Origin of the sequence: Pseudoalteromonas sp. SG45-2, assembly GCF_014164115.1 — a bacterium.
Lineage (GTDB): Bacteria > Pseudomonadota > Gammaproteobacteria > Enterobacterales > Alteromonadaceae > Pseudoalteromonas > Pseudoalteromonas distincta.
In genome coordinates this window covers 23819-46691 of sequence record NZ_JACJEO010000027.1, presented here as the reverse complement: position 1 = coordinate 46691, position 22873 = coordinate 23819, and the positions used below count along the sequence as shown (strand labels likewise).

24 protein-coding genes are annotated in these 22873 nt (G+C 38.9%); 10 read left to right on the top strand and 14 right to left on the bottom strand.

Going from position 1 to position 22873, the window contains the following annotated elements; all coding sequences use genetic code 11:
• Window positions 1-101: 101 nt before the first annotated feature.
• Complete coding sequence (gene cmoB / locus H5116_RS17460; RefSeq protein ID WP_138488804.1) at window positions 102-1070, bottom strand: tRNA 5-methoxyuridine(34)/uridine 5-oxyacetic acid(34) synthase CmoB; 969 nt, start codon at window positions 1068-1070, stop codon at window positions 102-104.
• A gap of 12 nt (window positions 1071-1082) precedes the next feature.
• Window positions 1083-1808, bottom strand: a complete 726-nt coding sequence (cmoA, locus tag H5116_RS17455; protein WP_007378000.1) for a carboxy-S-adenosyl-L-methionine synthase CmoA — start codon at window positions 1806-1808, stop codon at window positions 1083-1085.
• Between the two features lie 116 nt (window positions 1809-1924).
• On the opposite strand from cmoA, the gene H5116_RS17450 reads away from it, so the two are divergent.
• The 4 genes from H5116_RS17450 (at window position 1925) to H5116_RS17435 (ending at window position 4772) form a co-directional block, all read left to right on the top strand.
• Window positions 1925-2611, top strand: a complete 687-nt coding sequence (locus H5116_RS17450; RefSeq protein WP_002959987.1) for a DUF3334 family protein — start codon at window positions 1925-1927, stop codon at window positions 2609-2611.
• Window positions 2612-2928: 317 nt separating this feature from the next.
• A complete protein-coding gene (locus tag H5116_RS17445) occupies window positions 2929-3843 on the top strand; it encodes a hypothetical protein (protein WP_182716728.1) in 915 nt (304 codons plus the stop codon).
• Window positions 3836-4186: an STAS-like domain-containing protein gene (locus H5116_RS17440; RefSeq protein ID WP_182716727.1), complete on the top strand. Its 351-nt coding sequence runs from the start codon at window positions 3836-3838 to the stop codon at window positions 4184-4186. The genes H5116_RS17445 and H5116_RS17440 overlap by 8 nt, the downstream gene beginning before the upstream one ends.
• Window positions 4164-4772 (top strand): hypothetical protein, encoded by a 609-nt coding sequence (locus tag H5116_RS17435; protein ID WP_182716726.1) that lies wholly within the window; start codon window positions 4164-4166, stop codon window positions 4770-4772. Before H5116_RS17440 ends, H5116_RS17435 begins: the two co-directional genes overlap by 23 nt.
• Before the next feature lie 93 nt (window positions 4773-4865).
• Here H5116_RS17435 and H5116_RS17430 read toward each other — a convergent pair whose 3' ends face one another.
• The 6 genes from H5116_RS17430 to H5116_RS17405 all read right to left on the bottom strand — a co-directional run bounded on the left by H5116_RS17430 (window position 4866) and on the right by H5116_RS17405 (window position 11443).
• Complete coding sequence (locus H5116_RS17430) at window positions 4866-5543, bottom strand: response regulator (RefSeq protein ID WP_182716725.1); 678 nt, start codon at window positions 5541-5543, stop codon at window positions 4866-4868.
• Window positions 5544-5547: 4 nt separating this feature from the next.
• A complete protein-coding gene (locus tag H5116_RS17425; protein ID WP_259398861.1) occupies window positions 5548-6906 on the bottom strand; it encodes an ATP-binding protein in 1359 nt (452 codons plus the stop codon).
• A 221-nt stretch (window positions 6907-7127) separates the two neighbouring features.
• Window positions 7128-7634: a hypothetical protein gene (locus H5116_RS17420; protein WP_182716723.1), complete on the bottom strand. Its 507-nt coding sequence runs from the start codon at window positions 7632-7634 to the stop codon at window positions 7128-7130.
• 36 nt (window positions 7635-7670) lie between these two features.
• Complete coding sequence (locus H5116_RS17415) at window positions 7671-9854, bottom strand: YHYH protein (protein ID WP_182716722.1); 2184 nt, start codon at window positions 9852-9854, stop codon at window positions 7671-7673.
• Between the two features lie 215 nt (window positions 9855-10069).
• Entirely contained in the window at window positions 10070-10570 is a 501-nt protein-coding gene (locus tag H5116_RS17410; RefSeq protein ID WP_165722927.1) for a M48 family metallopeptidase, read from the bottom strand.
• A gap of 24 nt (window positions 10571-10594) precedes the next feature.
• A complete protein-coding gene (locus H5116_RS17405) occupies window positions 10595-11443 on the bottom strand; it encodes a DUF72 domain-containing protein (RefSeq protein WP_182716721.1) in 849 nt (282 codons plus the stop codon).
• A gap of 512 nt (window positions 11444-11955) precedes the next feature.
• Here H5116_RS17405 and aspS point away from each other — a divergent pair.
• The 3 genes from aspS (at window position 11956) to H5116_RS17390 (ending at window position 14695) form a co-directional block, all read left to right on the top strand.
• A complete protein-coding gene (aspS, locus tag H5116_RS17400; protein WP_182716720.1) occupies window positions 11956-13734 on the top strand; it encodes an aspartate--tRNA ligase in 1779 nt (592 codons plus the stop codon).
• A 119-nt stretch (window positions 13735-13853) separates the two neighbouring features.
• Complete coding sequence (locus H5116_RS17395; protein WP_182716719.1) at window positions 13854-14084, top strand: hypothetical protein; 231 nt, start codon at window positions 13854-13856, stop codon at window positions 14082-14084.
• A gap of 14 nt (window positions 14085-14098) precedes the next feature.
• Complete coding sequence (locus tag H5116_RS17390; protein WP_182716718.1) at window positions 14099-14695, top strand: pentapeptide repeat-containing protein; 597 nt, start codon at window positions 14099-14101, stop codon at window positions 14693-14695.
• Window positions 14696-14766: 71 nt separating this feature from the next.
• On the opposite strand, the gene H5116_RS17385 is transcribed toward H5116_RS17390, so the two are convergent.
• A complete protein-coding gene (locus H5116_RS17385) occupies window positions 14767-15090 on the bottom strand; it encodes a hypothetical protein (RefSeq protein ID WP_002959968.1) in 324 nt (107 codons plus the stop codon).
• 157 nt (window positions 15091-15247) lie between these two features.
• Between H5116_RS17385 and H5116_RS17380 the strand changes: the two genes are divergently transcribed.
• Window positions 15248-15982, top strand: coding sequence for an alpha/beta hydrolase (locus H5116_RS17380; RefSeq protein ID WP_182716717.1), 735 nt, complete (start codon window positions 15248-15250; stop codon window positions 15980-15982).
• Window positions 15983-16085: 103 nt separating this feature from the next.
• Here H5116_RS17380 and H5116_RS17375 read toward each other — a convergent pair whose 3' ends face one another.
• The 3 genes from H5116_RS17375 to H5116_RS17365 all read right to left on the bottom strand — a co-directional run bounded on the left by H5116_RS17375 (window position 16086) and on the right by H5116_RS17365 (window position 18626).
• The gene (locus H5116_RS17375; RefSeq protein ID WP_008139086.1) at window positions 16086-16658 is read right to left on the bottom strand and encodes a hypothetical protein; all 573 of its coding nucleotides are present in this window, start codon (window positions 16656-16658) and stop codon (window positions 16086-16088) included.
• Entirely contained in the window at window positions 16655-17266 is a 612-nt protein-coding gene (locus H5116_RS17370; protein ID WP_008139084.1) for a hypothetical protein, read from the bottom strand. Before H5116_RS17370 ends, H5116_RS17375 begins: the two co-directional genes overlap by 4 nt.
• Window positions 17267-17423: 157 nt before the next feature.
• The gene (locus H5116_RS17365; RefSeq protein WP_033040721.1) at window positions 17424-18626 is read right to left on the bottom strand and encodes a bifunctional alpha/beta hydrolase/OsmC family protein; all 1203 of its coding nucleotides are present in this window, start codon (window positions 18624-18626) and stop codon (window positions 17424-17426) included.
• 267 nt (window positions 18627-18893) lie between these two features.
• Between H5116_RS17365 and H5116_RS17360 the strand changes: the two genes are divergently transcribed.
• Both H5116_RS17360 and H5116_RS17355 read left to right on the top strand, forming a co-directional pair.
• The gene (locus H5116_RS17360; RefSeq protein WP_008172584.1) at window positions 18894-19733 is read left to right on the top strand and encodes an isopenicillin N synthase family oxygenase; all 840 of its coding nucleotides are present in this window, start codon (window positions 18894-18896) and stop codon (window positions 19731-19733) included.
• Window positions 19734-19933: 200 nt separating this feature from the next.
• Window positions 19934-21328 (top strand): DEAD/DEAH box helicase, encoded by a 1395-nt coding sequence (locus tag H5116_RS17355; protein WP_024595752.1) that lies wholly within the window; start codon window positions 19934-19936, stop codon window positions 21326-21328.
• Window positions 21329-21452: 124 nt separating this feature from the next.
• On the opposite strand, the gene H5116_RS17350 is transcribed toward H5116_RS17355, so the two are convergent.
• A complete protein-coding gene (locus H5116_RS17350) occupies window positions 21453-22208 on the bottom strand; it encodes a DUF3307 domain-containing protein (RefSeq protein ID WP_182716716.1) in 756 nt (251 codons plus the stop codon).
• The gene (locus H5116_RS17345) at window positions 22208-22831 is read right to left on the bottom strand and encodes a hypothetical protein (RefSeq protein WP_182716715.1); all 624 of its coding nucleotides are present in this window, start codon (window positions 22829-22831) and stop codon (window positions 22208-22210) included. The genes H5116_RS17350 and H5116_RS17345 overlap by 1 nt, the downstream gene beginning before the upstream one ends.
• Between the last annotated feature and the right edge of the window lie 42 nt (window positions 22832-22873).

Below are 22873 nucleotides of genomic sequence, written 5' to 3'. Positions count from 1 at the left end.
TTGAAATAATTAACAAGGACACTTGTCCGCTGTTTGTTGTTTAAATAAACAAAAAAACGCCCGTAGGCGTTTTTTTAGTATTAAAGGCGTTAAATTAACAGCTATGCTTTTGCGGTTAATATGGCTCGAAGTGGAGCGGGGTAGCCTTCAATTGTTTTACTTGTATCGTTTGGATCTAAAAAATCGATTAACGATTCGTTTTCCATCCAGTCGGTTTTACGTTGCTCTTCAAGCGTGGTAATAGCGCAATCTTTTATTTGCACATCTTTAAAGCCAACGCGCTCCATCCACAGCTTTAATGCTGCAGTACTTGGAATAAACCAAACGTTGCGCATTTTAGCGTAGCGGTCGGTTGGGACTAATACCGTGTTTTCGTCGCCTTCAATTACTAGGGTTTCAAGTACGAGTTCGCCGCCTGGGCGAAGCTGCGCTTTTAACTGCGCTAAAAAGTCGATAGGTGAGCGACGATGATAAAGTACACCCATAGAAAAAACAGTATCAAACGCTTTAAGCTCGGGTAATGCTTCTACGCCTAGTGGCAGTAAATGTACGTTTTCATCTGGGTTGTAGTGTTTAATTGCCTGAAACTGACATAAAAATAAATCAGATGGATCAATACCCACGACAAACTCTGCGCCTTCACCGCGCATACGCCATAAATGATACCCTGAGCCACAACCAATATCTAAAACAGTGCGGCCTTTTAATGGCTCAATATGAGGAAGCAGGCGGTCCCACTTCCAATCACTGCGCCACTCTGTATCTATTTCAATACCGTGCACACTAAATGGGCCTTTGCGCCATGGCATCATGCGTTTTAATAAATGCATGGCTTGCTTTTGCTCGCCATCACTCATCTCTCCTGGCGCGCCAATTTCTACCTTTGTAGAAATATCAACATGGGAAGTTGCCACCTCAGGCAAGTTTTTAAGTACTTTTTGCCATTTAGGCAAATCACCATGGCTAGCCTCGTTTTGCCAATGTTTTAATTGAGCAGGGAGGGTTTCTAGCCAGTGACTAAGTGGGCTTTGTGCGATAGATGCGTAAAATTGGTTAAACCATTGAGACATGGATGACTCTCTTTATTTAATTGCTACCATTGAGCAAAAATTAAAACATTGATACCACACTTGAGTTTGGCTAAAACCAATATCTTGTAAGCGAGTAAAGTGAGCGCTTAGTGTATCTGGGCGCATAACGTTTTCGATGGCGGTACGTTTTTGGCTTATTTCAAGCTCAGAGTAGCCATTGTGACGTTTAAAGTCGTGGTGCAAATCAATTAATAGGTTATCGCATTGCTCGTTTTCGGCTTTAATTTTTTCGCTAAGTAGTAGCACGCCACCAGGTTTAAGATTAGCGTATATTTTTTCAAGCACGGCTTGGCGCTGCGCATGTGGAATAAATTGCAGTGTAAAGTTCATTGCCACAACCGATGCGTTTTGAATCTCAAGCTCGTTAATATCGCCCAAAGTAACAGTAACCGGCACATCTGATTTAAAACCTTGTAAATGTACCTTACAACGTTCAACCATAGCTTGAGAATTATCTACCGCTATTATATGGCAGTTATCGGTGCGAATGTTACGGCGCATGCTAAGCGTGACTGCGCCAAGAGAGCAGCCTAAATCATAAAGATTTGAGTTACTTTGTGCGTATTCACCCGCAAGTTTACCCATTGTACTGACAATCGTTGCGTAGCCAGGCACAGAGCGCTGGATCATATCTGGAAAAACTTCGACTACATTTTGGTCAAAGCTAAAATCTTTTACTTGTTGCTCAGAGGCATAAATACTGTCTTTTATGGTCACGAAGGCAGTCTCTTTGTAAATAATGGCGCTATTTTAACATTTTATACTGGATAGTCAGTGATAAATTCAGTAGCTTGACTAGAATTATGAATAATAAGTACAAAAGAGAAGATTAAATGAGCAAAAGTAAGGTCATCAGCACAGACGATATATTAGCAACCCTTTGTCATTCAGTGACAGGTGTACTCACATCAGCCAGCGGTAATGGTATTAGCTACTCAGCCATGGTGCAAAAAATAACACGTACATGTATGCGACCAGATATTGGTTGCTTTGTTTTATTTGACGGCGGTTTTACCGGGCTCGTAATTACCAACTTTACTTCGCAAGCGGCGATGGAAATTTATGGCGATTACATGCGCAATATGGGAATGCCAGAAGATGAAATAGCGCATAGCCATTTATCAGACGACGTATCAAACGTACTAGGCGAGTTGATGAATCAAATTGTTGGCGACTTTACGTCTAAAGTGCGTGAGCAATTACATACGTCTATTACGCAAAACCAGCCAAAAATGATGGCAATAAACAAGCAAGTGCAAATATCGGTAGATACCACGATGGATCGCCCGCAAGCCCGCCGCGTAACATTCACGACAAGTAAGCAAAATATCTTTTACTTGGAATTAGCGATGGATAAAACAGAGTTCATTAAATTACACGACTTTGATATTGCAGAAGCACTCGACCCAGATGACATAATTGAAAACGAAGCACGTAAAAAAGCGGACAAAGAAAAATCATCTAAAGCAGTAGAACAAGATGATGGCGATGATGATTTTATGGCAGGCCTAGGGCTTTAAGTTTATTTACGTAGGTTGGGTTGAGTGAAACGAAACCCAACAATTTATCAATCTGTAAAGCGAAGTGGCTAGATATAAAAAAGCACGATATTAAATCGTGCTTTTTTGTTCAATAATTTGTTATATAGCTAGGATTTAAATGTTCGGATTTACCGAGTCGTTGGCTTAGCTTAATAACAAATTAGACATCACAGGATACTTAGGCATTGATCTGTTCCTATAAAATAAGGAACATAATATAATTCAGGAATACAGTTATTACTGAGTGATAAGCAGAAATAACTTTTCGTATAAAATGGAGCTTTAAAGGATGTTGAATGGTTGAAATTATTAAGCCCGTTTATATTAAGTCGCCAAGTAAACTTTGCATATATGAATCGAAAGAAAGAGCTTTGACCTTAGGCTTTTTACATAAATGCGACCAGGCTTCGTTAAAGGAGAACTCGCCTATATTGGTAGACCTATCTTCTTTAGAGTATTTATCTGCAGCGGCTTCTGTACTACTATTATCTACTATACAAAGAGCTAGTTATTTTGGTCCGCATTCTAACAAGCATTTAAATGTTGTACTACTTGAACCAAATAACCCTAGGATTAAAGGCTTATTATCTAATACTGGTCTGATGAGTGCATTGCGCTGTAATAAAGAAAGTGATTATGAAAACTTGTTCTTAAGTGGAAGTAATTACCTAACAGGAAATAGACCTAAGAAAGATTCTAAACGACTATCGGATCATATATGTAAAAAGTATAAACTTAAGAAACTCCCTAATCGTCTTTCTACCGCTATAGATGAGGGTATGCTAAATGTATTACATCACGCTTATAATGATGATACCCATTCGTTTATGAAGGCTCGTTGGTGGGCTTGTGCACAAGTAGTGCATGACCAAGATAATAATAAACATTTACAATGTATTATTCTAGATAGAGGGAATGGTATTTCTAACAATATGAGGAATGGATATCCTGAAAAAGTTAATTTAAACATTGATTCTAATGCTATAGAGTTCGCTATGAAAGAAGGTGTAACCTCTACAAGAATTGATGGAAGAGGGCAAGGTTTTGAAGATATGAAACATCCAATAGAGTTAAGTTGTGAACAAGATTTTATGTCAATACAGAGCCACAAAGGTGAAGTTAGGTTTGAGCGGCATAAATCAACGCCTTTACAGTACTTGGACAGCGTATCTTCTACTATCGTTGAATGGAGTTTACAATTTGATGAGTAAAGTAAATATATTACTAAAAAAATTTAGCAAGTCTCCTTTTGGTCGTTATAAAGAGGACAGTAAATATAGCGGTGAAGTTTTTAGAGACTCTATATTAGTCCCCGCACTTAAAGGTGAAGGCTTGGTTGAAGTTGACTTGAATGATTTAGATGTAGAACTTGGTTCATCTTTTTTAGAAGAAACTTTTGGTGGGCTTATAAGAACTCATAAGTTTTCAAAAGATGATTTAGATAACCGACTCATAATAATCTCTGATGATTCTTATGATAAACAAAGAATCATGAAATATATCGCAAAAGCCGCATTATCAAATCAGGGCTATGCAGCAAGAAATTATAGGTAGTCAAATTGTGTTTACATTTTTAGCGACGGTTCTTGGTTGGATCGTCATTTTTTCTATTTCAACAATAAATGCAACAAGAACCGAAGCAAAAGATAGTTTAAAAGAATACAATGCATTGACTAAAGAAGCGGTAGAAGAGGTATTTAAGTTCTGGACCACAATAAATAAAGATAATACCAAGGATAAGATTTATTTGTGGATGCATACAGAACAAAGGCTCCTCATGAAGTTAAAAAATATTAGGTTAGAATTAGTTGAGCAGTACGACTTTAGATGGAATGATGCGCATATATTCAGAGAGTTTTTGGAAGTTGTAGAAATACCATATAGCGATATCAGTATCTTAGAATTATTAAACGGGTATTGGTTTGAAGAAGAAAAGGCTGGAAGATTAAGGGATGCTACAATTTTAGCTGAGCAGCTCTATAAAGAAAGTAAAGCTACGTACTATCGCGAATACCCAAATATGAGATTTAAGCTTTCAAAAGCTATAAATATCATATTACTTTCTTTAGTATTTTTGCCATTGCCTTTTTTGTTTTTTTACTTTTTCTTTTATCAAATTAAAACATTACTGGATTTATAATCCTATAGATTTAATTCTGGCTACATAATATTATAACTCGCTACATAGAGTACGGTAATTCATGTCCCTTATATAGCGAGTCGAACTTTATCTCTACTCTTTAAACTTATAACCCACACTATAAACCGCTGCTATTGGGTTTAGTCCTGCTTGAATGTCGTTAATCTTTTTTCGTATATTTTTAATGTGTGTATCAATGTTGCGATCGGATATGTCGGTTGTGTCGCTGTATACGTTATTAATAATATCTTCGCGGGTAAAAACACGCCCTACGTGGCTTATAAATAGTAAAAATATTTTAAACTCGACGGCGGTAAAGCCAATACTTTTGCCGTTTAGGCGCGCTTCGTAATCGTCTTTGTGTAATTGAAAATTATTATGATTGATGATGTTGGTTTTAGGCTGGCTGGTTCTTCTTAGTACGGCTTTTATGCGTGCTATAACTTCTTTAGGGCTGAAAGGTTTGCATATGTAGTCATCGGCGCCGAGCTCTAAACCCAGTAAGCGGTCTATTTCTTCACTTTTTGCGGTAAGCATAATAATAGGCACACTTGAAAAGGCTCTAATTTGCTTACATAGCTCTGTGCCATCAACATCTGGCAACATTAAATCAAGAAGTATTAAATCTACTGTGTTTTGTTTTACAAAACTAACTACACCTTTGCCGCTATTAAAGTGCTCAGTTTCGTAATCTTGTTGCTTAGCGTAGGCAATAAGTACCTCTGCAATGTTTTCTTCGTCTTCAACGATAAGTATTTTTTGTGATGCCATTATTTTAACCTAAAAGTGCCAGCGTTATTTTAACTTCTAGCCCACCAAGTGGTGAGTTGTGCAACGATATTTGACCACCATGTGCCTCTACTATTTGTTTGCAAAGTGCAAGCCCTAAGCCCGAGCCGCCGTGCTCTCGGCTTCGAGATTTTTCAACGCGATAAAAACGCTCAAACAATTTTTGTAAGTCGTTTGGTAAAACACTTGGAGCTGAGTCTTGTAAAATAAGCTCAATATTATTGTGTGTTTTGTTGGCAAGTATTATTACTTGCCCACCTTTATGCGTGTATCTGCAGGTATTTTCTAACAGGTTTGAAAATAATTGTACAAGGCGTTCTTTATCGCCATTTATTATACATTTGCCGGCTTTGGTTAAGCTTTTGCTGTCTACATTTAATTCACGCTCTTTAAAGCGAGCGGTGTAGTTTTCAATTGATTGCTCAAAAATGTTTATCAAATCAATATGTGCATTGTTATAGGTTAAATTAACGCTATCTGTTTGTGCTAGTTGAGCTAGGTCGTCAACAATGTGACTTAAGTTATCTACTTGGTTTATGAGTAAATTAATACGCTTTGTGTCGGCTGTAAATACGCCATCTTGTATGGCTAGTAAATGCGAGCGTAGTACGGTAAGTGGGGTTCTTAATTCGTGGGATGTGTCTGACACCCATTGGAATCGCATTTGTTGGTTTTGCTCAAGCGTGTGGGCTAAGGCGTTAAAGTTGTTGGATAGGGTACCTAGCTCATCTTTACTAGAGGGGATGACTCTGCTGGCAAAATTTCCTTTTGTTAACTCATCGGTGCCAGTCACTATTTGTTTTATCGGTTTGATTAAATGGCGTGATAACACAATAGCCATAATAAATGCGAGCACAATAACGAGTAATGTGATCATAAAATAGTTATGAAATTGCGCTGCTAAAAATGCTTTTGCTGGGCTACTTTGCACAAGTTTTGAAGGTACTAAACCTATCCAGCCTATAACGTTATTGTTTAATAAAATAGGTTCTATATGTGGGTTGTCGTTTAAATTAGCCCTACCAACAACAACCTTTTTATTTTGATCATATAAACTTATACGTTGCCCTGTTTTAAGTGAACCTGCAGGTAAATGTACCCACAATAAAGAAGGCGTTGCATTGCTGTTATTTGGTTTGGGTGGGATGCTTGTGTGTTTATTCGCTTTGGGCTCGCCTGGCTTTTTTTGCGGCTCTACAATAGAGCGCCATAATTGCGTGCTTTGTGTAATGGGTTGCCAACTGCCTAATCCGCTATAAAACTCAATAAGTTGATGCTTAACCATTGCTACATGTTTTGTTTCTTCTTGTTCAACAAAGTCGTTAAAACCTGACGAAAAGGTCATGTATATAAACACAAACATAAGCCCAACAAGGGCGATATTAGTGATAAAAAAAGCTAAAAAGAATTTATGTATTAATTTCACTGATTGGCAAATAGTAAAGATCATGACGTTAACGTACCAAGCAGTATTGCATATTGATTATGTGCCTACAATTAGCGTATTTAGGGAGTTGCTTACTAAAATCCTTTTTAAGTAAGCTTTTAGGTATGTTGATTCTTGGGCTAGAACTTTATTTTTGCGGTATCGCCAGCACCCAGTAACTTATATTGTGGTTTTACAAAGCTTGCGTGTACTGCACCTAAACTTTTAGGGAACGATATGGCAAGCTCATCTACTGTTGTAAATGAGTGCTTCGCTTGAAAAACAATTTCTAGGTCGTGCGCTTCGTTGTTGCTGGTGGTAAAAACGACGCGTTCAAACACGATAACTTGCTGATTTACACGTAAGCTCGTTTTTTGTTTAAGTGCATTTATTACAAACTCTTCTTGTTGCTCTGCACTTAAGTTTGTAGGCATAAGCTTATCAATATCGCCCATAAGCCATGCTTGCTCGCTTTGCAGCGCTGAGATTAAATGCTCAGCATTAGTTAATACTTTTACTTCAACTTGCCCATCTCTTAAAATTACTTGGGCTGTTGTGTTTTTTAATACATGTGCGCTCACTTGAGCGCACATACTTGTTAAAATACACGCTAGCATTAGCCATTTTAATTTTTTAAAAAAATACATAATTACTACCTTTTATTGAAGCGGAGACCTTTTTGTTTATTGAGGTTGCTCAATAGTTACTTTACAAATAAGGGTGTTGTCGGTTTCTAAGTCTTCGCCCCATATGAATTTTGCGTTTTCATCCCAGTTAATATCGTCGTAACCGTCTTTTGGTCCTACATCGGCAAAGTTGTGCTCTACCGCATTAGCCCAATTCGTATCGTCAAAGTTACTTTGCAGCCAGTCAGTTGGTGCTTCTTTTGACATAAACGTACAAGCGCCTTCGCCCGCTACAGGGTTTGTTTCGCTTTCGCATAATTTGTTAAGCGGCGCTTTGTGAAGTATTTCGCATTTAAAGCTTTTATTGCTTACCGCAATTACTTTATTTGTATCGGTGTCGGTAAGTTGCATAATAAAACCGCCATCACCCATTTGCTGATTTTTAGCACCGATGTATTCAAGCCCAGTGTCGTTTTGCTTAAAGTCTTTAATTATTAAATTAAGCTCAATAGGGTAGTTTGCAGAAAACGTAATACTTTCGGCATTAAATGAGCGTTCTGTGGTTATAGGCACAGAATCTTCAACAAGTAACTGCTCGCCTATGTAGGCTGTAAACCAGTTATCAGCCCATGCTTCTAGTTTTAAGTTATGGTTGCCTGTAATGGCAGGATTTGTATTTTGCTTAGTGACTGTAGGAGTAAGGTGATTTGGTTGCGGACCTCTACAAAATGTACCTGTTTGAACTTTGCCACCATTACTGATGGTTTTTTGTTTAAAGCTATAGCAGTCTTTTCCCTGTGATGCAGGGCTGTAGGTAGTAAAGTAGTTTTCGCCTTTGTATGAGTAGCTCATTGTACGGCTGCCGTTTTCAGAGATTGTGTGCGTTAGGTTTTTAACGCCTCCTTGTGGCGGGCGCAAGTCGGCTCTTATACCTTGAGTATCGCCACTCAATGGTGACACTCTTGGTAATTTTGCGGTATCTACTTCACCTACTAAGCACTGAATAATATACGGCGGCGTAGCTGATGTTTGGTAGCGATAGCCAAATGTGTCGTCGGCTTGCCCATTACATACATCAAGGTCACTTTTGGCAATTGCACTGCCGTCTGGGTTTTTACTGCCATAGAGCGGGTAACCATCGTAAGCCCAACCAATAATGGCATCGCTTGATTGGTTTTTCATTGTGTCAATCATACACGTTGGCGATACATGGTAATGGTAGTCATCACCTCGTCCTGCGTGTCCGCCGCATATATCTAACTGTCCGAGTGCTAACGTGTCGTGTTTCTCATCGTAGCTATTTACGTCCAATTCGCCTTGCGAAGAATAGTCGTATATTGGTACGCCATTAACGGCAACACCTACGGCTGCATCAATTGTAGTAATTGCTTTTGCTTTTTTAGGATTTAGTTTTATAGGTGCGGCGTAGTCTTTAGCTGGAACGGGTATTTGCTCGTTAGTACCTGTAATACCAGTCATTACTTCATGATCAGGATAAGTAGATGAGGCAATATAAGCATATTGTTCATCGCACGTAACAGATACGCTTTTATCAAACCCTGCATTACTCACTGATTGTGTAATAGCATCGCAACGAGGTGATTTTACGTTAGCGGTTAAATATGATTTATCAGGCTTTGGTTGCTCATTTGGTTTTGGTCTTGCATTAGGTTTGTGCTCGGCGCTATTGGCGCTTCGCGAGTATTTAACCGTCATACTTGCAGTATCGAGCGTAATATCTTTTACAGCAGCGAGTAATGCTGAGCGATCTACTTTTGTATCGCTATTAAAGGTAACCGGTGCAGATAACGCGTACACAGTATAAGTATAGCTTTTTTCACCCGGACCTTTAGAGCAAGGCGGTGCGTATTGGTTTAAATCGTTTACGCTATTAGAGCCTACTTCACCGAGAGTTTCGCCCGCTTTAATTTGTGTTTTATCGGCGGTAATATTATACATGGTCCAATACCAATGCATTCCCTCTGGCGCTTTATGATCCATAATTAACGCATAATATTTGGTTGTGTCAGGTGCACCGCTCCAGTTAAGTGGAGGGCTAATGCTTTGCCCATCGCACGTATAAGTAATAGGTAAGTTACCGCCATCGCTTACCTTTGAGCTTGTTAGAGTAAAATCATTGAGGTTTGATTGTTCAAGTGATTGGCTGTTTTGCTCGTTGCAGGCACTTAAGGTTAAGCAGCACAGTGCACTGATTAAAAAGGCATGGGTATTTTTCATCATTTAAAACTCTAAAGATTAAATTAACTTTTAAGAGTGTAGCTCTCAAATGTAGGGCAATTATGTAGTTTTAAACTTTTTTGTTTTTATTAAGGACAGGCGTTAAGTTGTGAGTTGCTTACGGGGATAAAAGACTGGGTATGAACGCTTGGTTATGGAAGGAAATATTAACTTAAGCATGGGCGTTATTTTCACTCAGTTAAACAACGGTAAAACCCTTATTTTAAATAAGGATTTTCTCCCATTGCGACGACCACACAAAATATCCGTAAATCTAACTCTAGCTGGTGGTAACTCGGCTCCATATGACAGCAAAGTTGATAAAAGCCTTTGTTATGGTCTTTTTCTTTAAAGTGGGCGAGCTCATGTACCACTAACGCTTTTAATAATGGCTCGGGAGCGCGCAGCAAGTCGCTGTTTATCGCTAAATCGTGCTTACGGGTTTTACCTTGCATTCGATACGTATGCGTCCCAAGAGCATTAGTGACCATGTCGCCTTGTTTTTTAAATGCCGCACGCCCAAACGGTGGCGCATTTTTTAAATATTGTTTTTTAAGTTCGGTTGCGTAGTTATAAAGTAGTTTATCGCTGGTAATAGTGTGAGCTTGCGGGTACTTTTTAAGTAAGTAGTCACATACCTTTTTGTTATTTATAAGGCTTAATACTTGCTCAACAATGTTGGCTGGGTAGCCGGTAAAGTAACGTGCGTATTCACTCATTATTGTTTCTCTGTCGTTTTACTTTTAAAAAAGTGCTGGCTGGTGGGCTTCTTTTTCGCCAGTAAATGGGTTTAATGCTTTGTGATTATAACCAAGGTCTTTGCAAAACTGCCTTGCTAATAATGGCGCTTCTCGGTTATCTGCTGTATGAAAAAACACATAAGGCGTTTTTCCTTCATCAAGCCATTGTTTTACTTTACTCAGCCACGGTTTATAAAAGGGTTTATAGTCGTGTTGTAAATTGGCGATAACAAAGCGCGCCATAGGCTCTGTGCCAGTAGCTATTGCATGTACCGGTAAGAGGGGCTTTTTTTGTTGTGCATCTATTAGCGCTTCGGTTGTTGGTTTTACCGCAAATAGGGCGCGAGTATCCATCGATATGCGATTTATGTTGTTTGCCATTAATAACTGATTAAGCGCTATTTCGGCTTCACCCTTTTGAAAAAATGCAGTATGACGTACCTCTACGCCGTAATTAATCTCTTTTGGTAATAGGCTAATAAATTGCGCGAGTTTGGGTAAGTCACCAGGGCCAAATGCTTTAGGTAATTGCAGCATGACTTGCCCGGTTTTTTCTAAAATAGGGGAGAACAAGTTAAGCCAATCAGTGAGCTCGGTTTGAACATTAGTTAGGTGCAGCTCGTGGCTAAAGCGACGATTAAACTTAAAAGTAAATTTAAAATCGTCGGGTACGCTATTTGCCCAGCGCAACACGGTGCTAGGCGAAGGATCAGCGTAAAAGCTGGTATTGCCTTCAACAGAATTAAAATGTTGTGCGTATTGGCTAAGCATATCGACGTTTTTACATTGGCTTGAAAATAAATTGCCTTTCCATGCATTACTCGACCACTGCGGGCATCCAATATATAACATACAAACTAGCGCCTTATTATAAAGTGGCGATAGTGTAGCAAATAACAAAACGAGCTGCTGTAAATTCAGGGGTAAAAGGCGTACACGGCTAGGGCGTGTTGAGCTTTGTGGATTGAAATTTGTTCAATCTAGGGGCGATTTAATCGCGGCGCGAGGTTTGTAACCTAGTGGGCTAAGTAAAAACCGAGTAACAAAGAGTTAATCGTCCCTAGAAAGAACCCAAAGGGCAGCGCATGTTTGGCATTTATGCTGCGTTATCGCCTATTTATGGGGAGTAACCACACTACATAGGCTCTGCCTTGCCTAAAAGCCAAACCGTCTGCTGCAAATTCAACCACCAACGTTCAACACGCCCTAGCATCTTGATACTACTTGGGTATAATGCAGGGCTTAATTTGATTATTTTTAGATTGCTAGCGGCTTTATTTGTATTGTGGTGACCTGTTTTTTAAATCACACGCTTTAAAACAAATAACTTTAACCGTTTAAGCCTTTTATCTGACAGGAAAACTATGCGCTCTATATATTGCGGACAGCTAAATAAAACTCACGTAGATCAAGAAGTAGAACTATGTGGCTGGATCAACAAACGACGTGACCTTGGTGGACTTATCTTTGTCGATTTACGCGATAGAGAAGGTTTAGTACAAGTTGTATTCGATTCTGATATTGAAGAGTTAATGAGTTCGGCTAACACACTTCGCCAAGAATTTTGTGTTCAGTTAAAAGGTGTTGTTCGCGCACGCCCAGACAGCCAAGTAAATAAAGACATGGCAACAGGTGAAATTGAAATTTTAGGTAAAGAGCTTAATATTATTAACCGCTCAGAGCCATTACCACTTGATTTTAACCAAGTAAACTCAGAAGAGCGTCGTTTAAAATACCGTTACCTAGACTTACGTCGTCTAGAAATGAGTGACCGTATTAAATTACGTGCTAAGGCAAGCAGCTTTGTTCGTCGCTTTTTAGATGAAAACGGCTTTTTAGACATCGAAACACCTGTACTTACTAAAGCAACACCTGAAGGCGCGCGCGATTACTTAGTACCGAGTCGTGTTCATAAAGGTAGCTTTTACGCTTTACCACAGTCTCCACAGTTGTTTAAGCAATTGTTGATGATGTCGGGTTTTGACCGTTACTACCAAATTGTTAAATGTTTCCGTGATGAAGATTTACGCGCCGATCGCCAACCAGAATTTACCCAAATAGATATAGAAACCTCGTTCATGAGCTCTGATCAAGTACGTGGTATGACTGAAAAAATGATCCGCGAGATGTGGCAAACATTGTTAAACGTTGATTTAGGCGATTTTCCAATCATGCCTTACAGCGAGGCAATGAGCCTTTACGGTTCTGATAAGCCTGATTTACGTAACCCAATGAAGTTAGTTGATGTTGCAGATTTAGTTAAAGACGTAGAGTTTAATGTTTTCTCAGGTCCAGCTAACGACGAAAAAGGTCGTGTTGCTGTATTAACTGTACCGGGTGGCGCTAAGCTTTCTCGTAAACAGCTTGACGATTACACTAAGTTTATTGGTATTTACGGCGCTAAAGGCATGGCGTGGATGAAAGTAAATGACCACACTGCAGGCGCTGAAGGTGTTCAATCACCAGTGGCTAAGTTTTTAAGCGAAGACGTAATCACAAAATTACTTGAGCGTACTAATGCACAGTCTGGCGATATTATTTTATTCGGTGCCGATAAGCGCAATACAGTAAATGAAGCAATGGGCGCACTGCGCGTTAAGATTGGTGTTGACTTAGAAATCACTAACCTTAATAGTTGGGCACCACTTTGGGTTGTAGACTTCCCAATGTTTGAAGAAGATGACGAAGGCACATTACATGCTGTGCATCATCCATTCACAGCACCAAAAGATATTACTGCAAGTGAGCTTGAAGCAAATCCAGCTGCGGCTATTTCAGATGCCTACGACATGGTATTAAACGGCTACGAAGTGGGTGGCGGTTCGGTACGTATTCATAATGCAGATATGCAAGAAACTGCATTTAGAATTTTAGGTATTAACGAGCAAGAGCAACAAGACAAGTTTGGCTTTTTACTTGATGCACTTAAATACGGTACACCACCACATGCTGGTTTAGCATTTGGTCTTGACCGTTTAGCAATGCTTTTATGTGGTACCGATAACATTCGTGACGTTATTGCTTTCCCTAAAACAACACAAGCGTCGTGTTTATTAACTAACGCGCCTAGTAAGCCTAATATGGATTCGTTAGCTGAGCTTGCCATTAGTGTTGTTGAAAAATCGATACCTAGCGAAGAGTAATTTTTGTTTAGCTTATTGAGCTAAATTTAAAAACCCTTAAGTTATATGCTTAAGGGTTTTTTTGTGGTTAAATTTACAGCAACATGTATTTTAATCGAATAGACGAAAAAGGAATTATTATGTCGATCAATGCAACCTTATTTGGTGAGTTCTTAGTTTTTTTTATTGTGCTGAGTATTCCTATTTTTGCTGTAATTAGCTACAAAATAGGTAAGCGTAAAAGTACTATGCCTGGAGTTTTAGCTTTTGTGGGTGGCTGTTTAGCGCTATTTCCACTATTTGCTTTGATTTTTATTGCAGTGCTTGCGCTTAAAAAAGATTTACCTAAAAATAACGTCTACGCCCAATAAAAACTAGGTTAATAGTGTCAATTTCAAATAATAATCACTACTTCGACGAGCAATTTAATGCTTTGCAGCACGAAGAGCAACTAACTGAAAATTCTGAGTTTGAAGAGTGCACATTTACCGATTGCGACTTTTCAGGCGGGCAGTTTAAAAATTGCCGATTTATACAGTGCAACTTTAAAAACTGTAATTTATCGTCACTAAAATGGAACTACAGCTCGCTTGAAAATGTAAGTTTTAGCCACTGTAAATTAAATAGTCTGCAATGGACTGACGTGGATTGGCCAGCGCTTAGTATTAACGCACCGGTGAGCTTTAATTATTGCGAGCTCAGTAATAGTTCTTTTTTTGAATTAACCCTCAAAGCCCTCAAACTAACACACTGCTTTGCCAAAAATGTTGATTTTAGACATGCTGATTTAAGCGGTAGTGAATTTACAGGAACAGATTTTCGCGATAGTGAGTTTTTTCAAACTAACCTAACAAAATGTGATTTTGTAGGTGCGACAGCATTTAATATAGATTTGAATAATAATATGTTAGCGAATGCTAAGTTTGATCGCTTCGAAGCACTTAATTTGCTTACCAGCCTTAATATAGAGCTTTGTGATTAATTTAGTTTAATATGATTACTAACTAGAAGCGACAGCTTAGCTGGGCTTCTAGATACTGCGTAACTGCGTAATTAACGGCTAGGGCCATTTTTATTACGTGCACTGGCAAGCTGTCTTGCGATTTCTAATAACGCTGGTGAAATATCTTCAGCGCCATCTTTAATTAGTTTTGTAACGTCTCCTGATGAAAACAAACCGTCACGTGGTGATTTAATACCTAACTCACGAACAAAATCCTTCGTTTTACCTGTGCTGCCTGTTTCAATAAACTTAAAAATAATACGTTCATTGTTGTTTTTAGCAGGGGTTTTTAGTGTTTCGATTTCGTCATGTATTGCCGTTAGTTTGTCTTCTAAAATTTCTATACGTTCTTGAATGCTATTGTATGATTTCATTTATTGGATCTTTTACTAAATATATTTAAACAATGGCGGCTATTATCGCATAGTTTGTCAATAGAGAATGCAAACCTATAAAGTAAAAGTTATTTTTAATTAAAAACAATAATTTATATAAGTTTAAATATGCAAAAAACACTTAAAAAAGCTTTTTATGTTAAGCGCACTAGCTCTAAGTGCATCAGATATAAGCACATCAGCAATAAGCGCGACAAGCTATGCAAACGATGGCGTTATAACTGATCAAAGCCGCAATCGCACTATTCCTATCAATATTACATTGCCAAGTAACAATGCTAAGTGTACAGCGCAAGTAAAATGCCCTGTAGCGTTTATTAACGCAGGTTACGGGATTAGCCATAACGGGTATACGTTTGCCAGTAATGCGTTTAATCAGCGTGGATATTTAACAATAGCCGTTGCACATGAGCTAAAAAGTGACCCTTACTTAAACCGTGAGCAGCCTTACTTAACAACTCGCATGGAAAACTGGCACCGTGGCGTAGTAACACTTAAGTTTTTAGTTAATGAGCTAGCGAGTAAATACCCAGCGTATGATTTTACAAAGCTCGCCTTATTTGGGCATTCTAATGGCGGGGATATTTCCGCATTATATGGCTCTATTTATCCAAACGAAGTTAGCACTATTATTACGCTCGATCATCGCCGCATGTTGATCCCGCGCAATAAAAGCATTCGCGTACTTACACTTCGCGGTAGTGATTACCCAGCTGATGCGAATGTGTTGTTAAACGATTCAGAGTTGGATAAGTTTCCTGTTACACAAACACTAATAGAAAAATCACGCCATAACTATATGTATGATGGCGGACCAAAATGGTTGGTGGATAGAATGAGTAAAGAAGTAGTGGCGTTTTTAGATAATTAGGCAAGATATAATCAAGCCAACTTTAAGCTGGCTTGATATATAAAGGTTTAAGCTGACGCAGAATTTTGAGTGGTATTAAACAAAGCATGTATATTATTGCAGGTTACCCTTGCGGTGTAGCAAACTGTTTTATTGGTCGTTCTTTTATTTCCATATCTTCTGTAGGCATTGTTAACAGTGAATAGTTTGTTCTAATTGTGATGATATCGGCAAACTTACCATTAATGTACAAGTTTACAAATGGAGTAAGTGTTCCCACCATATACCTTTTCCCTGGCTCTAATGCAAACCTCTCTTCTATGCCCTTTAGCTCTATAAACTTGACTTCTAGTGGCTCGAATTCTAATGATGATAATTGCTTGTAGGCACGTCTGCGTCCCTGTATGGGTTGCTCTGAAATACCTGTATCTAAATTATTCTCTTTTAAATCGTAGTATCTACTTTCTTCAAATACATACATCGAATTTAAATCGATTCCTTGTTCATTAAAAGCGAGAGAGCTTAGCTTAACTTGATACGGGGTTGTGTTAGCTAGTCTAATATTCGTTGTACACTTAGTATCTAGATGACAAAAAGTGAAAGAGGAGGTAGCGATAGGGCTTTCTTTAACTTCTTCAGACTTAACAAGAGATGAGTAACTTATTAAACAAACTATGGAAATAATAATTTTTTTCATTGGGCTGCTCGTACTGCATTTTCAAATGCGTATGAAGAGGATAGAATTTCTTTCCTATATTGGGCGTTTTGATTTATTCGTGCGTTTCGAGCGATTATATTAAGCTCTTTCATAGCTGTTCTAGCGTTATATGCTGTATCTTCAGAAGTCCATACCGCGTGACTAAACTCGTGAACGATAGTATCAACTTTTCTGTCAGTTCCTACTTCGAAAAAGCTCTTACCAAACCCTATAATCCCATATCTGTCATAATAAGTAGCATCGCCAAACCCTGCGCATTTATAAAGCTTATGAGGAGTTAAAAGCATGGAGCCGATAAGGTTTATTAGTTTACGAGCTTGGCGAATAAGAAATGTTCGTGTTGCTTCAAATTTAGCCGAATTAACAAAACCGTATTGCTTCATAATTGATTCGAATTTTTCTTTTTTCTTTTCATCTAAGTTAGCAGGGTTGTGCAATATATTAATAAAAGTTGTTAATGCTTTTGGGGTAATTAGCATAGCTAATTCAATTTGTTTCAGCTCAGATAAAGTTAACTCGATACCTGTTTTGTTTGTTACTTCGTAAATTGAAAAGTTATTGCGCTCATAGTAAGTATTTTTATTCATACTATTTATACCTATCCTTGGTTATATAATTTTACTAACAATTTACTAGAGTCGTACCTATTATTCAACCTCTATATTTTATCTCAGATTGTGAGATTACTTTATTGTTCATCTAAAATAGCGCAGTGTGACCTGCGCTATTTTAATTTCACGGCAGTTATTCTACCAGTTCACTAACAATAACCGGGTTATTGTGTAGTGTTTTATGCACTGGGCATTTGTCGGCTATTTCGAGTAAACGCTGACGCTCAGGCTCTGTTAAGTCGCCACGTAAGGTGATTTTACGGGTGATGGCTTCAAGGTTACCGGTTTGCTCACAATCGTCGCAATCTTTGTTGTAATCGCGAGTGTGATCAAGTTCTACTTTAACATGCTCCAGTGGTAAGTTTTTACGTGTAGCGTACATACGTAGTGTCATGGCCGTACAGGCACCAAGCCCCGCTAATAAGTGATGATACGGATCGGGGCCTAAGTTTTTACCGCCTACTTTTATTGGCTCATCTGCAAGCCAAGTATGATCTTTTGTACTTACGTGCTGAGTAAATACATGGTCTTTTTCTTCAACAAGTACATTACCACCCGTTAAACTTGCCGTGTATTTAGTTTTGTCGTACTTAACATAACGGTTTGCCCACGTTGCAATTATTTGTGCAGCGTAGTCGGCATCGTTTTTATTTGTTAAAAGGTGATCGGCGTTATCTAGGCTAATAAAGCTTTTAGGATGCTTAGCTGATGCATAAATTTTTTCAGCTTCACTAATATTTACAGTCGCATCAATAGGGGAGTGCATTACTAATAATGCGCGCTTAAGTTTACTTATGTGGCTTTTATCGTACTTGGCTATATCGTCAATAAATTGCTTTTTAATGGTAAATTCACGACCAGCTAAGTTAACTTTAGCTTCACCTGCTGCGTTAATTTCATCAAGGTGTGCTTCAAAGTTATGCGCTACGTGCTGCGCATCTGACGGTGCTCCAATGGTTGTAATAGCCGATACTTCAGGAATATGCTCAGCAGCAGCAAGAACGGCTGCCCCGCCTAAACTGTGGCCAATGAGTAGTTGCGGCGGAGCAAAATGCTCACGTAAATGATTTGCCGCAGATACTAAATCTTGAATGTTTGATGAAAAGTTACTGTTAGCAAAGTCGCCATCACTATTACCTAAACCGGTAAAGTCGAAACGCAGTACGGCGATACCTTGCTGCGTAAGTGCACGACTAATCCGTGTAGCTGCTGCAATGTCTTTACCGCATGTAAAGCAGTGTGCAAATAGCGCGTAAAACTTAACGTCACCAGAGGGAAGTTCAAGTTGGCCGGCAAGTTCTAAATCGCCGCTTTTAAAAGATACTTTTTGTCGCATGGGGAGCCTTATTTACACAAATAAAATATATTCTAATAATAGACCAGAGATAGTTACTAAACCTTGCAAATTCAACGTTTTTTTATAAGTTGATCTTGATCAAGCAAAGTGACGGTGACCATGTCTTGAGGACATATGTCCTTATGTTTTTGAGGTCATTTGTCTATCCTCGCATAGCGCTATAATGAAGGCTTTGCTACTTTATATAAGTAATTTAGCACTATTAAAAGCAACTCACTTCACACAACCTATTCACTGGAACGTACAATGCAATTACCTACTGTTGATTATAAAGCTCCCGATGCGGCTGCACAATTTGTTGAATCGTTAAGAAATACTGGATTTGGCGTTTTAAAAAACCACCCAATCCCACAGTCTTTAGTTGAGTCTATTTACAAAAATTGGCAAGACTTTTTTAACTCAGAGCAAAAGCACGACTTTTTATTCTCTAAAGAAACTCAAGACGGTTACTTTCCGCCTTCAGTATCAGAAGTAGCGAAAGGCTTTACAATAAAAGACATTAAAGAGTACTTTCATGTGTACCCTAAAGGTCGCGTTCCTGCCCAGCTTGAAGCTGATGTACGTGAATACTACCGTTTAGCAAGTGAATTTGCTGGCACATTATTAAGCTGGGTTCAGGCTGAAGCACCAGCTGATGTGCGTGCTAAGTTTTCGATTGATTTAAAAGACATGATTGCCGATTCTGAGCAAACATTGTTACGTATCCTTCATTATCCGCCTATGACGGGTGATGAAGAGCCTGGTGCTATTCGCGCAGCAGCCCATGGCGATATTAATTTATTGACTGTATTACCAGCTTCTAATGAGCCTGGTTTACAAGTTCAAAAAACAGATGGCGGTTGGTTAGACGTGCCATGTGATTTTGGCAGCTTAATTATTAATATCGGCGACATGCTACAAGAAGCGTCGGGCGGGTATTTCCCATCGACAATTCACCGTGTAATTAACCCAACGGGTAAAGCATCTACTAAATCGCGTATTTCATTACCGTTATTTTTACACCCGCATCCAGATGTTGTGCTTTCAGAGCGCTACACGGCAGATAGCTACTTGCAAGAACGTTTGCGTGAGTTAGGTGTTAAGTAACTCTAATACTTAGAGTAATTAAGTATAAACAAAAAACGGCTTATGGCCGTTTTTTGCATTTTTGAGCAACTTAATCACAGGTTTAACTTTAATAAACTATGCTCAATTGCCTGCAACGTAAATAATGGCATGCATTCTTAGCTACTACAGGTATAATGCGCGCAACTGGCTAATGTAGCCTTATTTAAAAGAGAGTTTATATGAGTTTTGAAGGTTTAGGTTTATCACAGTCTTTGGTTAATGCGGTTTTAGAAAAGGGCTATGAAACGCCAACGCCGATTCAGGCTCAAGCAATTCCTGCAATTATTGAACGCCGTGACGTTATGGCAGCAGCGCAAACAGGTACAGGTAAAACAGCGGGTTTTACATTACCACTTATTGAGCGCTTGTCGTCGGGTCCTAAAGCTAAAAGCAATCACGTACGTGCGCTTATTTTAACGCCTACACGTGAACTTGCTTTGCAAGTAAGCGAAAACGTTGAAGAGTACGCTAAGCATTCTGATGTGAGTTCATTTGTAGTTTACGGTGGCGTTAAAATTAACCCACAAATGCAGCGTCTTCGTAAAGGTGTTGATATTTTAGTAGCAACGCCGGGTCGTTTAATCGACTTACATAATCAAAATGCAGTTAAATTTGATAGCGTTGAAGTGCTTGTACTCGATGAAGCTGACCGCATGTTAGACATGGGCTTTATTCACGACATTAAACGCTTAATTGCTAAAATGCCTGCTAAACGTCAAAACTTGATGTTTTCGGCTACATTTTCAGATGAAATTCGTGCATTAGCAAAAGGGTTAATTAATGACCCAGTTGAAATTTCAGTTGCAGCAAAAAATACCACTGCAAAAAGTGTTACTCAGTGCGTTTACGCGGTAGATAAAACACGTAAAACAGCATTGCTAAGCCACTTAATTCGCACTAACGATTGGCAACAAGTATTAGTGTTTAGCCGTACAAAGCACGGTGCTAACCGCTTAGTTAAACAACTTGAACGCGATGACATTGTAGGCGCGGCTATCCATGGTAATAAATCACAAGGCGCACGTGTTAAAGCACTTGATGGTTTTAAAAGTGGTGAAGTACGCGTATTAGTAGCAACAGACATTGTTGCACGTGGCTTAGACATTGTTGAATTACCGCATGTTGTTAACTACGACTTACCAAACGTATATGAAGATTATGTTCATCGTATTGGCCGTACAGGCCGTGCTGGTGCGTCGGGTCATGCGATTTCGTTTGTAACGGTTGATGATGCTGTTGATTTATACGGTATTGAACGCTTTATTGGTGAGCTTATTCCACGTGCTGAGGAAGACGGTTTTGAGCCTATTAACCCAGTAGCTGAACGCGCATTAGATGCTCGCCCACTGCCGGCTAAAAAGCCTAAGAAAAAGCAGCCTTTTAATAAGCCTAAATCTGATAGCAGCAAGCCTAACAGCAAAAAGCCGAACAATGGTGGTAATGGTACCGGCCCACGCCGTGGTGGTTCTAAAAAGCCAGCAGCTAAAACAGATGACAGCGCGCAAAACCCATGGGCAAAGCGTGAATCTGTTGGCGGTAATGGCCAACGCCGTCGTCGCACCAATAACGATTAATCATTATTAGTGATTGCACTAGCGTTTAATTAATTTAGAATTTAGTTAAAGGCAGATACAAAAAACGCGCTCCCTTCTTTAATTAAATAGAAGCAGCGCGTTTTTTATTGCCTGTAATTTGTACTTACTGTATTGCCTGCCTGATTAAATAGTTAATACCTAAACCTACAAATAAAGTAACACTTACGCTAAGTAATGTGCCGAGCATGACGTACTCGGTAAGTTTTTTATCTTTGCTTGCACTTAAATCACCAAACCTAAATACCGACTTTGCCGCAAGTAAAAAACCCAGCCCTGCAAATTGGTCAAGTAATATAAAGCTCAGCATAAGTACGCGTTCCAACATACCTATGCTTTGCCCTGCAAGTGGTAAGCTACCAGTACTTGAAAAGTTACTTGTTAAACGCTCTAACATCATTCTTATAAATACGGCGCAGGGGCTTAAAATAATTAAATAACCGCATACCACCCACAGTATGTTGGGATCAGTGAGCATATTATTAATTGCAGCCATAAAGCTATTATTATCAGTTAGCCAAATACTGAGCGCAATAATAACGAGTATGTGCGCTATTTGATCAAGTAAAAAAGGTACCACGCCTTTATTAGAATACGATTTAGCTATATCAATAAAATAATGGCTCACCATAATGCTTGCCGTTGCAATTAAAACACTGCTTAGTTGCTGCCAGCCAAATGTGTATTCCCACACGGTAACGATGAGTACACTTGTTACACCATGCACGAGTACATGAAAATAAAGCTTAGTGGCTTTAAAGTGACGGGTATTTCTGTCGTTTACCCAACTCATAGGTTGCCAGTAAAAGTCAGCGAGTAAGTGGCCAATAATAAGGGCGACCAGTAAAAGTGAAAACGCCATTATTCACCTCCTTTAATTATATTTTTTATAACGTGTTGTGTGTGCTTAATGAAGCGCTCTATAAGTTGGTAGTGCGCTAAATTTAGTAGTTTTGTTACATTTTCGCGACTTGTTTTAAGCTCTTTAGCTAGTGCCGCATGGCTGTTGTCTGATGATGTTAAATAGACATACAAGGCATTTGCTTGTTTTTGTGTAATTTTAGTGAGCAATACGTCAGCAAAGGCTAAATTAAGATTTAAGCTTTCATCGAGCTGCTGCTCGTTAATACTAAAAACAAAGCGTTGGTTACCTATTTTATCAAGGGCTTGCCCCGAAAGGGTAAAAGCAGAGCCGGTTGCTGTTTTTATATCGCTGCGTGGGTTATCTATTTGCCCAAGCGCTAGGCTTTGGCGTAGCTCATAACCTGATGATTTAAGGTGTAAATACACTAGTATAGCGTTTTTAAAAAGATACTCAGGGTTATTAACTTGTAACTGAAAGGAATCGCCTCGGTATATATTCCAAAGGGTTTGCTCACCCGAAATATTTCGCAAACTTTGCTCTAGTTGGTAAAGCATGGCATCGTATTGCTGCTTAGGGATGGTTTGCGATTTAATAATATCGCCGCTGATCACACCAATCATAAAAATCTCAAAATGGTTACTTTTTAATATGTAACCAATATT